The 13,097-nt window shown below is 64.2% G+C and carries 11 protein-coding genes and 2 pseudogenes; 7 read left to right on the top strand and 6 right to left on the bottom strand.

From position 1 onward, the window contains the following. Positions 1–4: 4 nt before the first annotated feature. Complete coding sequence (locus UP06_RS35725) at positions 5–433, bottom strand: cupin domain-containing protein (protein ID WP_045008810.1); 429 nt, start codon at positions 431–433, stop codon at positions 5–7. A gap of 64 nt (positions 434–497) precedes the next feature. After that, a complete protein-coding gene (locus UP06_RS35720; RefSeq protein ID WP_045008351.1) occupies positions 498–1,052 on the bottom strand; it encodes a PAS domain-containing protein in 555 nt (184 codons plus the stop codon). 452 nt (positions 1,053–1,504) lie between these two features. On the opposite strand from UP06_RS35720, the gene UP06_RS35715 reads away from it, so the two are divergent. Continuing rightward, a complete protein-coding gene (locus UP06_RS35715) occupies positions 1,505–2,311 on the top strand; it encodes a rhomboid family intramembrane serine protease (RefSeq protein ID WP_045008809.1) in 807 nt (268 codons plus the stop codon). A 194-nt stretch (positions 2,312–2,505) separates the two neighbouring features. After that, entirely contained in the window at positions 2,506–2,934 is a 429-nt protein-coding gene (locus UP06_RS35710; protein ID WP_045008350.1) for a CBS domain-containing protein, read from the top strand. 9 nt (positions 2,935–2,943) lie between these two features. Here the strand turns inward: UP06_RS35710 and UP06_RS35705 are convergent, their stop codons facing one another. Then, positions 2,944–3,972, bottom strand: coding sequence for a patatin-like phospholipase family protein (locus UP06_RS35705; RefSeq protein WP_045008349.1), 1,029 nt, complete (start codon positions 3,970–3,972; stop codon positions 2,944–2,946). A 235-nt stretch (positions 3,973–4,207) separates the two neighbouring features. Here UP06_RS35705 and UP06_RS35700 point away from each other — a divergent pair, with 235 nt between their 5' ends. Next, a complete protein-coding gene (locus UP06_RS35700) occupies positions 4,208–5,299 on the top strand; it encodes an RgsD C-terminal domain-containing protein (protein WP_045008348.1) in 1,092 nt (363 codons plus the stop codon). 11 nt (positions 5,300–5,310) lie between these two features. On the opposite strand, the pseudogene UP06_RS40430 reads toward UP06_RS35700, so the two are convergent. After that, a pseudogene (locus tag UP06_RS40430) lies at positions 5,311–5,463 on the bottom strand (LysR substrate-binding domain-containing protein); the annotation flags it as partial. On the opposite strand from UP06_RS40430, the pseudogene UP06_RS35695 reads away from it, so the two are divergent. Both UP06_RS35695 and UP06_RS42335 read left to right on the top strand, forming a co-directional pair. Continuing rightward, a pseudogene (locus UP06_RS35695) lies at positions 5,445–5,807 on the top strand (aldo/keto reductase); the annotation flags it as partial. The pseudogenes UP06_RS40430 and UP06_RS35695 overlap by 19 nt on opposite strands. 67 nt (positions 5,808–5,874) lie before the next feature. Then, positions 5,875–6,306: a hypothetical protein gene (locus UP06_RS42335; RefSeq protein ID WP_245305630.1), complete on the top strand. Its 432-nt coding sequence runs from the start codon at positions 5,875–5,877 to the stop codon at positions 6,304–6,306. Positions 6,307–6,424: 118 nt separating this feature from the next. Here the strand turns inward: UP06_RS42335 and UP06_RS35685 are convergent, their stop codons facing one another. Continuing rightward, positions 6,425–7,417 (bottom strand): zinc-dependent alcohol dehydrogenase family protein, encoded by a 993-nt coding sequence (locus UP06_RS35685; RefSeq protein ID WP_197087459.1) that lies wholly within the window; start codon positions 7,415–7,417, stop codon positions 6,425–6,427. Positions 7,418–7,532: 115 nt separating this feature from the next. Here UP06_RS35685 and UP06_RS35680 point away from each other — a divergent pair, with 115 nt between their 5' ends. Together UP06_RS35680 and UP06_RS35675 are read left to right on the top strand one after the other, a co-directional pair. Then, complete coding sequence (locus tag UP06_RS35680) at positions 7,533–8,384, top strand: LysR family transcriptional regulator (RefSeq protein WP_045008347.1); 852 nt, start codon at positions 7,533–7,535, stop codon at positions 8,382–8,384. 943 nt (positions 8,385–9,327) lie between these two features. Continuing rightward, on the top strand, positions 9,328–11,790 hold the full coding sequence (locus UP06_RS35675) for a putative bifunctional diguanylate cyclase/phosphodiesterase (RefSeq protein WP_045008346.1): 2,463 nt from the start codon (positions 9,328–9,330) through the stop codon (positions 11,788–11,790). Here the strand turns inward: UP06_RS35675 and UP06_RS35670 are convergent. Then, positions 11,776–13,044: a serine hydrolase domain-containing protein gene (locus UP06_RS35670; protein WP_045008345.1), complete on the bottom strand. Its 1,269-nt coding sequence runs from the start codon at positions 13,042–13,044 to the stop codon at positions 11,776–11,778. The two genes, UP06_RS35675 and UP06_RS35670, sit on opposite strands and share 15 nt — an antisense overlap. Positions 13,045–13,097: the final 53 nt, after the last annotated feature.

Below are 13,097 nucleotides of genomic sequence, written 5' to 3'. Positions count from 1 at the left end.
TGGTTCACGCAGCCGGCGCCGGCACCAGTCCGTGACGCAGCATCGTCTCTTTCATCTTGGCGGGATCGGGTGGCGCGCCGGCCGACAGGAGCGCGGCCATCTCCGTGAAATATTGCGGGCCCAGCACTCCGGGGCTGAGGATGCACAGGCATGTCGCCGGCCCCGTCGAACGGTTGGTGAAGCCGTGCACGATGCCGCGCTTGATGAAGGCCGATTGTCCGGGGCCAAGATCGCTCTGCTTGCCGTCGATCGTCCAGGACGAGACGCCGGACAGCCCGTAGATCGTTTCGTCCCAGCGGTCGTGATAGTGCGGGATCGGCATCCGCGCATTCGGCTGTAGCGTCATTTCGAAGATGTCGACGCTGCCGCCGGTGTCATCTTTGCTGTGCAGGAAGCGGAGCTGAAGCGTACCGAAATTGATGATGTCGGGCATGACTGTTTCGTCCGCGTGAGAGGCTGCATCGAGATCGCGGCGCTCGCCCACGTCGAAACGAAAACTACCGCAGCCCCTCATACACCATCAGCCCGCGTGCGATCTGCAATTTGCGGATGGCGCGTGGCAACAATTTCTCCGGCTGGTGCAGATAGCGCCAGGAGGTGACGGTGAACGGGCCAAGCGCGCCGCATTCATCGTCGAACGGCGCGAGCACACCGGTGACGCTGACAGGCGTGTGCGGGCGGGCGTTGAAGGGCAGCAGCAGCAGTTCGAGATGCGCCTTGCTGCCGTCCTCGCGCGTGGCGGTGATGCCGGCGATGGCGCCGAGCGTCTCGTCGGCGACGATGGTGGCGATTTCCTCGATCTCGCGGCGGCTGGCGTCAGCGAACAGTGCCGCGAAGCTTTGGTCCTTGAGATCGCAGCCGGCAAGCGCGCAGACGCGGGTGCCGGCGACGCGGAACGGAAAGCCGAGCTTGGGCTCACAGGACAGGACGAAGATGTCGCCAAGCAGCTCACGAACGGCGGCCGGATCGATATCGGACCTGTCAGGTGCCCGCGCAGCGCCGCGCTTCTTGTCCCAATACGCGAAGAACGCGCGGCTCGACGGATGTTTCATGACTGAACGTTTACCCCGGGGCCGCACTATGTGGGACAGAGCTGTCCCGCTTCAGTGCACCTGAGATCCCTGTGTTGTTGTGCAGGAGGGGATTTGCAGCGTCTATGCCGCGGGGGCGTTTTCGCCCCTGGGACCAGCACCTTTGCGTCGTTAACGTTAAATTAACTATGCGCTTTGCGCTCGCTCGACGCCTGCTATGGTGATCGCGGTCGCAAGCCTCGCCGCTTTCATCCAGGTTCTCGGCGAAGCCTGTACACGGGCGTCAAACAGTTTGGTCACTGGCCGCGGGGAGGCGTGGGGATACTCCTTATTCCTCTGTTATGCCGGAAAGGCCGACATGGACAGGCAGGGCTTTCCCAGGGCCCTGCCTTTTCCTTTTGTGCTCTTGCACCGGGTGGGTAAAGGCGACTATCTCCAAGCTGTTGCTCCGATCGCGCCTGAAAGCGAAGCTCTTGGATTCCCCGCCACAACCTCCATCGGACGAACCGGCCGTCATCGAGACGGCTCCGCGCGAGCCGATCCTGACGCTACCGCTGGCGCTGACGGCCTATGTCGTACTGCTCGCGCTGATCCATCTGCGGGTGCTGCTGCCGCCGGAACTGGAGAACTGGACCATCGACGTCTTCGGCTTCATCCCGAAGCGCTACGATTCCTCGCTGGCCAATTTGCAGATCCCCGGCGGCGCTGGTGCCAAGGTCTGGACCTTCGTCACCTATTCGCTGCTGCACGCCAATCTCACCCATCTCGCCTTCAACGTGCTGTGGCTGCTGCCGTTCGGCAGCGCGCTGGCGCGGCGGTTCGGCGCGGTGCGGTTCTTCCTGTTCCTGGCGGTGACGGCCGCGGCTGGCGCGCTCGCCCATCTCGTCACCCATGAGCATGCGGTGGTGCCGATGATCGGCGCCTCGGCCTCGGTGTCGGGCGCGATGGCGGCGGCGATCCGGTTTGCCTTCGTGCGCGGCAGCTTCCTGTCGTTCAGCCGTTCGGATGCCGATACCGCCGCCAGGGTTCCGGCGCTGCCGCTGCTGCGGGCGTTGCGCGACAAGCGGATCGTCGGCTTCCTCGTGGTGTGGTTCGCGCTGAACATCATCTTCGGCGTCGGTGCGATCGGCGTCGACAGCGAAAGCGCGGGCGTGGCCTGGGAGGCGCATATCGGCGGCTTCTTCGCAGGGCTGTTGCTGTTCGCGCTGTTCGATCCCGTACCGCGTGTGCGAAGCGATGCTGCAGATGCGTCATCACAGGACGTTTCAGACGGTATTTGAGGCGGCGCTTGCGGCGCGGCCCGATTTCATTCATCATCCTTGCGAAGAACAAGAATGTTCCGAAGCGACAGGCCGGTAGCGGCTTTGCTTCGCAAAGCGCCTGAGCGTGAAACCGGCGCCGAAACTGTTAGTTGAAGACTCACGAACAAGTCCGGACCGCGAAACGCGGACGGATCCGATTCAGGGAGGCGACAATGACGGTACGTTCAATTCTCAATACCAAGGGCCACCAGATCATGAGCGTCGAGCCCGACGCGAAGCTGGCGGTCGCAGTCAAGCTGCTCGGTGAGAAGAAGATCGGCGCGGTGCTGGTGATGAATCAGAGCCGGCTCGAAGGCATCCTGTCCGAGCGCGACATCGTGCGCGTGATCGGCGAGCGCGGCGCCGGCGCGCTGGAGGAGCCGGTCTCTGGCGTCATGACCCGCAAGGTCGTGACCTGCAAGGAGACCGACACGGTCGCCGAGCTGATGGAGATGATGACCACCGGCAAGTTCCGCCATCTGCCTGTGACCGACAACGGCAAGGTGGTCGGCCTGATCTCGATCGGCGACATCGTCAAGCGCCGCGTCCAGGAATACGAGTCCGAGCAGGAAGCCCTGCGCGACTACATCAAGACGGCCTGAGCGGACTTTTTACTCGTCCACTTTGGGCGGGCTGCCTGCGGGCGCCGGCGCGAGCACCTCGATCGCCTCCTGGATCGACTCCAGCGCGCGCTCGGCAGCGCGCACTCCGTGTGCGATCAGATCCTCGCCGCGGTGGAAGTCGAACCAGCCGAAATGGCCGACCCGCGGCGAGATCAACAGGTCCGGCGGATCGCCGGCGAGGCGGGCGCGGGTGATGCGGTCCTGCATGATGTTGAAGGCATCGACCATCACCGAGGAGATGCCGGGCCGACCAGCGCTGCCGAAGAACTCGCGCTTCATGGTCTTCTCCGCCGAGAACAAGCGCGGAAAGCGCCGCTTGGCTGTGGTCTCCTCGGGCACGGCCGCGACCGGCGTGGGCATCGCGCCGTGCGAATAGATCGTCGTGGAATGGGTGAAGATGTCGCTGGAAAGATTTGCGGCGATGACGATTTCGGCGCCGAGCGCCCGCGCGGCCGAGACCGGCACGGGGTTCACCAGCGCACCGTCGACCAGCCAGCGATCGCCGATCAGCACCGGCGAGAAGATGCCGGGCAGCGCATAGGAAGCGCGCATCGCATCGACCACGCGGCCGCGCGTCAGCCAGATCTCGTGGCCGGTGCGGACCTCGGTCGCGACGGTGGCGAACTTGATCGGAAGGTCCTCGATCAGGGTCTGGCCGACCGCCTCCTCAAGCCGGGTTGCGAGCTTCTCGCCGCCGAGCAGACCGGAGCCGGTGAGGCGGATGTCGAGATAACCGAGGATGTTGCGCATCCCTTGCAGGCTGCGCCCCCACTCTTCGAGCGCATCGAGCTGGCCCGCTGCATAGGCGCCGCCGACCACGGCCCCGATCGAGGTGCCGACCACGACGTCGGGTACGATGCCGTTGGCAATCAGGGTTCTCAGGATCCCGATATGGGCAAAGCCGCGCGCCGCGCCGCCGCCGAGTGCGAGGCCGATCACCGGCCGGCGAATGCTGCCGAGCCCGACTTTCTCGCCGTTGGAGCCATTCACGCTCCGACCTCTCAACATATCCAGCACCGAAACTCTCCTACCCCGGGGCCAGCCTTATCACCAGACTAGGCACCGCACGTCCGCTTCGCCAGAACGAGCGCGAAGCATGGTTTATACCGTTCGGGAAGCAGGGGGCGGGAGTGTGGCGAGGGCCGGGTGGCGCGGGACTAATCACGCAGGCGTCATCCGGGTTCCATCACGCCGTATTTCATGGGATTTCAGAGGCTTGAATTTGCCGCGTTTTCGGTGAAAAGCAGAGGGCATGACTCTCGGGGGTGACGGCATCATCGGATGGCGGCGCAGCGCATTGCTGCTGCCGGCAATCCTTGCTGCGTGCCTGGTTCTCGGCGAGGCTATTTTCGGTCTTGGTGTCGCCCAGGCCCAGCTTTTCTCCGATCGTCCCCCGCCGGTGCCGCCGGCCTCGGTGCCTGACCCCGGCGGAGCCGTCAGCCTGGCGCCGCCGTCCGGCCCGGGCGCAGCCCCTCCGAGCCTGCCGCCGGCCCTGACCCAGCCGGCGTCCCCCATCATTCCGCCCGCGGTCTCGACCGTGCCGTCGGCCCCGCCGCTCAGCGCGGCCGCGCCCGGACAGGCCGTGCTGTCGCTGACCGCCAAATACGGCAAGGACACCCCTCCGATCACCAGCGGCCTGGTCTGGCGGGTGTTTGCCGACCGGCCCGACGAGAACGGCACCTTCAAGCTGATCCGCGAGGACCGCAACGCCACGCCCAACATCGTGTTGCCGCCCGGCAATTACGTCGTGCACGTCGCCTTCGGCCTCGTCAGTGCGGTGCGCACCGTCAGCCTGAAGGCTGAGACCGACCGCGAATCCTTCGTGCTGCCGGCGGGCGGCCTGCGCATCGAGGGCCGCGTCGGCACCAGCCGCATTCCGCTGAACCAGATCTCGTTCGCGATCTACAAGGGCAGCCAGTTCGAATCCGGCGAGCGCGCCTCGCTGGTGCCCAACGTCGCGGCCGGCGACGTCGTGCTGCTGCCGGAAGGCACCTACTACATCATCTCCAACTATGGCGATCCGGCTAGCCTGGCGAACTCGGTGGTGCGTTCGGACATCCGTGTCCAGGCCGGCAAGCTCACCGACGTCATCGTCACCCACCGTGCTGCCGTGATCACGCTCAAGCTCGTCAGCGACAAGGGCGGCGAGGCGCTCGCCAACACCGCCTGGTCGGTGCTGACACCGGGCGGCGACGTCATCAAGGAATCGATCGGCGCCTTCCCGCGCGTCGTGCTCGCCGAAGGCGAATACCGCGCCATCGCCAAGAACGAGGGCAAGGTCTTCGAGCGCGGCTTCAACGTCGTCAACGGCGTCGACGGCGAAGTCGAAGTCGTCGCGCGCTGATCCTCACTTCCGAGCACGCGGATCAGCCGGCCGTCGGCGATCTCGCGCTTCACGAGGTCCTCCGGGATGTAAGCCAGGCCAAGACCGGCCAGCACCGCATTCATCCGCAACAGGCCGGTGTTGAGCACGAGCTGGCCGTCGACGCGCACCTTCATGGCGCGGCCGCCTGACCGGTGCGATCCACGAGAGCACGACGCTCGACAGCAGTGATTTCCGGAACATCGTACTGCGCTTCTCATCGAGTGCACGAAAAGCCAATCAGGCGCTGGTCGATCTGCTCGGCGAGATCGCCACGGCGAAGAAGGTGAAGGCGGCGCAGATCGCGCTGGCCTGGCTGCTCGCGCAAAAGCCTTGGATCGTGCCGATTCCCGGCACCACCAAGCTGCACCGGCTCGAGGAGAATCTCGGCGCGGCCAGTGTGACGCTATCGAAAGCGGATCTTGCGGCCATTGCAGAGGTGCTGGCCAAGGTCGCAGTGCAGGGCGACCGCTATCCTGCGCATCTCTAGGCGCGAGTCGGCCGTTAACATCGCGCATCAGCGTCCGGTGAGTGTTCGCTTACCGGACGTTCGCGCCTTGTGTAAGCGCTACCACGCCGCTCCGAGAGGTCTCGCGATACACCGGCAGCAGTGGCTTATTCCAGCAGCGTCGCGACTTGGTCACAGCCTGTGCAAGATACGTATTTCCGATAATCAATTTAATTCTCTTTACCTCCTGCTGCGTTATATGTCGGGCATCCGTCCAATGGGGGATGCCGGCGCGGGCTTGCAGGCCTGCGAGACCGGCAAGGAGCAGGGGACCAAGCCCGTCGGCATGTTCGAAGTGATCCTCACCAGGCGTAAGCGCTTTGGCTGGCGATGGCAGGTGTGCGACCAGTCCGGCAAGGTATTTGCCGATGGTTTCGAGCGCACCCGGCCGTCGGCCAAATACTTTGGCGAGCGCGCATTATTCTTCCTGTTGTCGCAGGCCCATCTGCGCAACCGGTCCGCGGCATCCAGCGAGGATTAGCGGCGTCGATCAGCACGGCTTCCGTAGCCCGGATGGAGCGCAGCGCAATCCGGGACCTTCGTGCCGCTTGCGTCAATCCCGGATTACGCTTCGCTCCATCCGGGCTACGAGTGCGAGCTTAGATATCGACGACCAGCTTGCCCTTGGCCGCGTGATCATGGATCAGCGCATAGGTCTCGCCAATATTCTCCAGCGTGAAGTGCCTGGGATCGAGCAGCGGCACGAGCTTGCCGGCCTCGGCTAGGCGCGTGGCTTCCGCCATGATCTCTCCGTGATGCGCGCGGCCTTCGCCGGTCAGCAGCGGCAACAGCGTGAAGACGCCTGAATAGCTGGCGGCACGGAACGACAGTGGCGCAAGCGCGTGCGTGCCCCAGCCGAGCGCGCTCACCACGTGTCCGAAACGGCGTACCGCTTCGAATGAAGCATCGAGCACCTTGCCGCCGGCGGTGTCATAGACGATGTCGAAGCCACGGCCGCCCGTGTGCTCTGCAACATAGGCCTCAACGGCAATGTCGCGGTCGACGAAAACAGCGCCAAAGCCTTCGATGGCCGCGCGCTGTGCTGTCGAGCCGGTGGCGAACACATTTGCGCCGCGTGCGTGCGCGATCTGGATCGCGACATGGCCGACGCCGCCGGCGCCCCCGTGGATCAACACCTTCTGGCTGGCCTTCAATCCCGCGCGGTCGATCAGGCCTTCCCATGCCGTGATGAAGATGAGGGGCAGCGCGGCTGCCTCGCGCAGGCTGAGATTGGCGGGCTTCAACGCCAGCAGGTCGGCATCGACGGCGGCGAATTCGGCCAGTGATCCCTGTACGCCACCGACGCCGCCGGTCATGCCATAGACCTCGTCGCCCGGCTTGAACCGCGTCACCTCGCGCCCTGTCTGTTCGACCACGCCGGCGAGGTCAATCCCGGGGATGGCGGGCAGCGGATGGCGCGCATGCGCCGCGGAGCCTGCGTGGATCTTGGTGTCGAGCGGATTGACCCCGCTCGCGCGCACTCGCACCCGCACCTCGCGTGGACCGATCTCGGGCGTGGAGATCGTTGAAATACGCAGCGGGGCGTTGTGGGTCTCGAGAATGGCCGCGCGCATGGTCGACTGCCTGGTCATGATCGTCTTGCTCCGTTGTCGGCCACCAATATGCCCATGAATTTTTGCATGGGAAGCAACAAGGATGTACGATTGTCGTGCATTTTTGTATGGAAAGTTCTTCGCGGGGATTTCGATGGACTGGAGCGATCTGCGCATCTTTCTGGCGATTGCGCGTGAAGGCACACTCGGCGCTGCCGCCCGAAAGATCGGCCAGACCCAGCCGACCATGGGACGACGGCTGCGCGCGCTCGAACAATCGCTGGGGCAGACGCTGTTCCAGCGCACCGCCGACGGCTTTGTGCTGACCGACGAGGGCACCGCCATCCTGCGCCACGCCGAGCGGATCGAGGAAGAGACGATTGCGCTGCAACGGCACGTGACCGGCGCGGAGACGCAGCTCGACGGCCCCTTGCGCCTGTCGTCGTCGGATTGGTTCGGAACGCTGATGCTGTCGCCAGTGATTGCCGCGTTCGGCAAACGCCATCCCAAGGTGACCGTCGAACTCCTGACCGATGCGCGGCTCTACAGTCTGCCGCGTCGCGAAGCCGATCTGGTCTTTCGGATCAAGCCGTTTAACGAGCCCGAGGTGATTTCCAGAAAACTGCTCCACATTCCCTATGCGCTCTACGGCAAGAAAGGCAGCAAGCCGCCGCGCGCCGGCGACGGAAGCGGTGTCCGCGTCGTGACGATGAACGCCGAATTCGCCGACATGCCGGACGCCGTCTGGCTGAAGCGTACGCTGCCGAATGCGGAAGTCGCCTCGCGCAGCAACAACAGGCAGGCGCAGGCCGAGCTCTGCGCCGCCGGCGGCGGCTTGGTCGTGCTGCCGCGCCCGCTCGGCGACCGCGATCGCCGCCTGGTCGCGCTCGACATCGGTGCGACGCCGCCTGGCCGCGACACGTATGTCGGCTATCATCGGGATCTCAGACGTTTGGCCCGCCTGCGTGCGCTGCTTGATCTCGTGATTGAAAGGTTGGCGGGGTGATCCGCCGACAATCCCTTGCGTTGCCGACGGGCAAAACAGCCCAGCGCCAGGTCAATGCCGGCCTGCGAAAATATTCCACTTTACCGAAATTCGGAATTGGCGGATATTGCGCGCACTCCGGCCCAAGGAAGAGGGGCGTATCGCGATCGTCACGACACGCGGGCCGGATGGCGGTGGACGTGGGCCACACTGGTGCGAAGGTGATCGCAGGGCGGAGAGCCGTGAGCGATGGCGTCGCACGCACGACCGGTGGTGCTCACGTACGGCCAAATCGTGTGGTCCTGGCGCCCGGGGTCTGTGCGCCAAGTCTTGCGGTGATGTGGGCGGCCCGACCGGGCACGCACATCAGTCATCCGCAAGGCGACGGGGGCAATAGTGCATCGCTCCCCGGGGAGAGCACGACATAAGCCGTTCCAACCATTGCGCAGGGAAGGCCGGGATGTCCCGGTTGCCCTGTTACCCGCTGTGCAGTGTAGCGCAATCTACTCATGGCATAGCGGTCAATGGGAGCCAACCGGCTCCCGGTCTTCCCTGCGCCCTCTTTCATGGGGGCAAGGCGACGAAGCAAAGCTCGGGCGAAATGCGCCGCGAGGATGCGGAAGTACGTCTGCGATTTGAAATGCGAATTGAGAGAGCGATGCCGTCACCCACACTCCGTCATTGCGAGCGCAGCGAAGCAATCCAGAGTCTTTCCGCGGTGGGATTCTGGATTGCTTCGCTGCGCTCGCAATGACGGAGTTGAAGCAGGTGTGCGCCAAAACGGCGATCTCGTGCCCCGGACCCACCACACACAACAAAACCGTCACAGTCTCTAACGCCCACTAACCAACACCCGACTTAAAACTGTCATAATCGCCGAACGGAACCCGCGGCCGCACGCTTTTTACAAGGCATTAAGCGGGGGTGCTTTGGATGCGGCGGGAAAGTGCGTTGGGGAACTGCCATGAGTGCCGCGAAGAAGATGCCGGGAAAACCGGCCACCGAAATGTTCGACGACATCCCGGTGCTTCAGCGCAAATGGCGTGCCGCTTTGAAGCCGGGTGAACGGTTGCCGCGATACGAGGACGTGATGCTCGGCAGCCTCGGACGGCTCGCCGATCACATTGCGCTGCTCAAGGGTGACGGCGCGCTCGAACTGTCGCGCAGCGGACGTTACGTGCAGAAATGGCTCGGAGAGGAGCGCTGGGACATTCCGGTCGCGGAGCTGTCGCCGGATTGTGCCACGGCGCTGTCGGAAGCGGTGACGAGTGCGCTCAAGAACGGCCAGCCACACCAGGCGAGCGCGCATTGCGTCCGCGACGGCATGGTCAGGACCTACGATGTGCTGGCGCTGCCGACTGCGTCGCGCTGGGGCGCCACGCTGGTCGGCGCCTATATCAACGAGCGCGGCGCGCAATATAATCTGCTCGACGCGATTTTTTCGTCGACCGATGACGCGGTCATTTCGCTCGCGACGTTGCGCGACGCGAGCGGAAAACCGTTCGATCTTCAGGTCGTGCATCACAACAAGAGCGCCGGAGCGCTGCTGAGGGTCGCGAGCGGAAGCTTGCTGTGGCGACGGATCGGCGAAAGCAGCACGCTCTTGGCCTCGCCCGACATCATCAAGTTTCTGCTCAAAGCCGTCTCCGGCGGCCGCGGCGAACAGCTCGAGATCGAGCACGATGGCCGTTATCTCCGGCTGAGCGCCACCGCCTTCGCCGATTTGGTGTCGCTGACGATCTCGGACGTCACCGCCTTGAAGCGGCGCGACGCCTCGTTCCGCCTGCTGTTCGACAACAACCCGATGCCGATGTGGGTGTTCGACGCTGACACCAAGGAGTTCCTCAGCGTCAACGACGCCGCGGTCCAGCACTACGGCTATAGCCGCGACGTGTTCTTGCGCATGACACTGCCGGAGATCTGGCCGCAGGACGAGTGGGACAGCCACGCCGAGGCGCTGGAGCGCATCGGCGACACCTATCATTCCTCGCGCAACTGGCGTCATCTATGCGCCGACGGCAGCGAGATCGAGGTGCTGACCTTCGGCCGCCGCGTCGCCTTCGACGATCGTGACGGCTATCTGGTCGCGGTGGTCGACATCACCGAGCGGCGCAAGGCCGAGGCGCGGATCGCCCACATGGCGCATCATGATGGACTCACCGATCTGCCGAACCGCGAATATTTCCAGGAGCGATTGAAGCAGGCGCTCGACCAGGGCGCGGGAAAACGGGTCGGCGTGCTCTATATCGATCTCGACCTGTTCAAGAACATCAATGATTCCTTCGGGCATCCGGCGGGCGACCGCCTGCTGAAGCAGGTTGCTGAACGCCTGACCACCGCAGTCCGTGGCGTCAATCTCGCGGCGCGTCTTGGCGGTGACGAATTCGCTGTGATTCTCGCCGCCGATGTTTCGCCGAACGAGGCCAGCGCCTGCGCGACCTTGCTGATCGACCTGCTGAAGGCGCCCTATGAGCTCGATGGCCAGGAGATGGTGATCGGCGCCAGCATTGGCATCGCGCTGTCGCCGGGCGATGGCGTGACGTCCGAAGAGTTGATGCGCAACGCCGATATGGCGCTGTACCGGGCGAAGTCCGACGGCGGCGGCGTGCACCATTTCTTCGAGCGCGAGATGGACCTCCAGGCGCAGAAGCGCCGCGACATGGAGCTTGATCTGCGCCGGGCCTTCGCCAATGGCGAGTTCGAGCTGCACTACCAGCCGCTGGTGTCGATCGCATCCGACCGCATTTCCGGCTTCGAGTCGCTATTACGCTGGCGTCACCCCGACAAGGGCATGATCTCGCCGGCGGAATTCATTCCGGTTGCCGAAGACATCGGCCTGATCTCACCGCTCGGCGGGTGGGTGTTGCGCGAAGCCTGCGCCGAAGCGGTGAAATGGCCCACGGACATCAAGGTCGCGGTGAATCTATCGCCAGTGCAATTCCGCAGCCGCAATCTGGTTCAGGTCGTGATCTCGGCGCTCGCGCAATCCGGCCTGTCGCCGAAGCGGCTCGAACTCGAGATCACCGAGTCGATCTTCCTGGCCGAAACCGACGCCAATCTCGCAATATTGCATCAGTTGCGCGAGCTTGGTGTCGGCATCTCCATGGATGATTTCGGCACCGGCTATTCCAGCCTGAGCTATTTGCGCAGCTTCCCCTTCGATAAGATCAAGATCGACCGCTCATTCGTCAAGGATCTCGCGCAGCGACCCGATTGCGTCGCGATCGTGCGCGCGATCTCCGGCCTCGGCCGCAGCCTCAACATTACGACGACTGCGGAAGGCGTCGAGACCGAGGATCAGCTCGACTGGCTGCGCGCCGAAGGCTGCAACGAAGTGCAGGGTTTTCTGTTCAGTGCGGCGCGGCCCGCTGCCGAGATCGCAAAGCTGCTCGCCGATTTCGGCCAGCGCGCCTCACGGGCGGCGTAGCTCGGGTGGAAAGGTGTCGTAGACCAATTCCTTGAACGCCGGCGTGATACGGCCACGCTCGTTCTGGGTCTGCTGCATCAGGATGTAGACCATGTCGAGCTTGGGATCGATGCCGAAATAGGTGCCGCTCCCGGAATCCCATTTCAGCTCGCCGAGCGATCCCGGCGGCGGCGGCTTTGCGTTGCCGGGGTCGGTGCGCACCGCGAGGCCGTAGCCATAGCCGAAGCCGTCGCCCGGGAAATAGAAATAGTCGCGCGCGACGCCCGAGCCCGGCCCGATCTGATCGGTCGTCATGTCCTTGAAGGCAGCCGGACTGAGGTAGCGTTTACCGTCGAACTCGCCACCGTTGAGCAGCATTTGCGAAAAGCGTTGATAGTCGGTGATGGTCGAGAGCAGCCCGCCGCCGCCGGACTGCCATTCCGGATGGGCAAGGCGCTCGCGCTCGGCATCGAGCAGGATCTGGTCGCTCGGCAGCGGTCGCGCCATCCGCTCGAGTTCATCGGATGTCGTCAGCACGAACTTGGTGCTGGTCATGCCGAGCGGATCGAAAATGCGTTGCTTCAGCGCGTCGTACAGCGTCTGTCCGGTGATGATCTCAATGACGCTGCCAAGCACGTCGGTGGAATGACCGTAGCGCCACAGCGTTCCGGGCTGGCGCGCCAGCGGCAGCTTGGCGACGCGCTCGGCGAATACCTTGTTGTCGAACTGTTCCGCGAAGATGTCGGCTTCCTTGTAGGCGAGCTCGACCCATTTACCGCCGATATAGTCGTAGCTGATGCCGGAGGTGTGCCGCATCAGATCCCTGATGGTCACGGGATGGATCGGCGGCACCAGCTCGAGCGTCAGCGAACCATCGGGCTTGGTGACCTCCAGTCCCACCTTCGTGCCGGCGAACGACGGAATGTATTTCGACACGGGGTCGGTAAGCGCAAGCTTGCCCTCATCGATCAGCATCATCGCCGCGACGCTGGTGACCGGCTTGGTCATGGAATGGATCGCGAAGATCGTGTCCGGCGTCATGGAGAGCCGGGTTCGGACGTCGCGCACGCCGAACATCTTGAAATAGACCGGCTTGCCGTGCTGCTGGATCAGCACGATGACCCCCGGCAATCTGCCGGCCGTGACCTCGTTCTCGAAGAACGCGGTGATGCGTTGCAGCTTGTCCGGCGCAGGGGCGGGGATGTCGGCAGCACGGCTTCGCGCCATGGTGCCGGCCAGCATCGCGGCCCCGACCAGAAATTCACGGCGTTTCATCCGGGCTTCCTCCCTCGACGGGATCAAAGCCGCAAGATGTTCGAGGCGTCAAC

The sequence above is a fragment of the Bradyrhizobium sp. LTSP857 genome, assembly GCF_000938285.1.
GTDB lineage: Bacteria > Pseudomonadota > Alphaproteobacteria > Rhizobiales > Xanthobacteraceae > Bradyrhizobium.
Note: the sequence above shows the minus strand (reverse complement) of the source record. Positions and strands in the feature narration are given on the sequence as shown.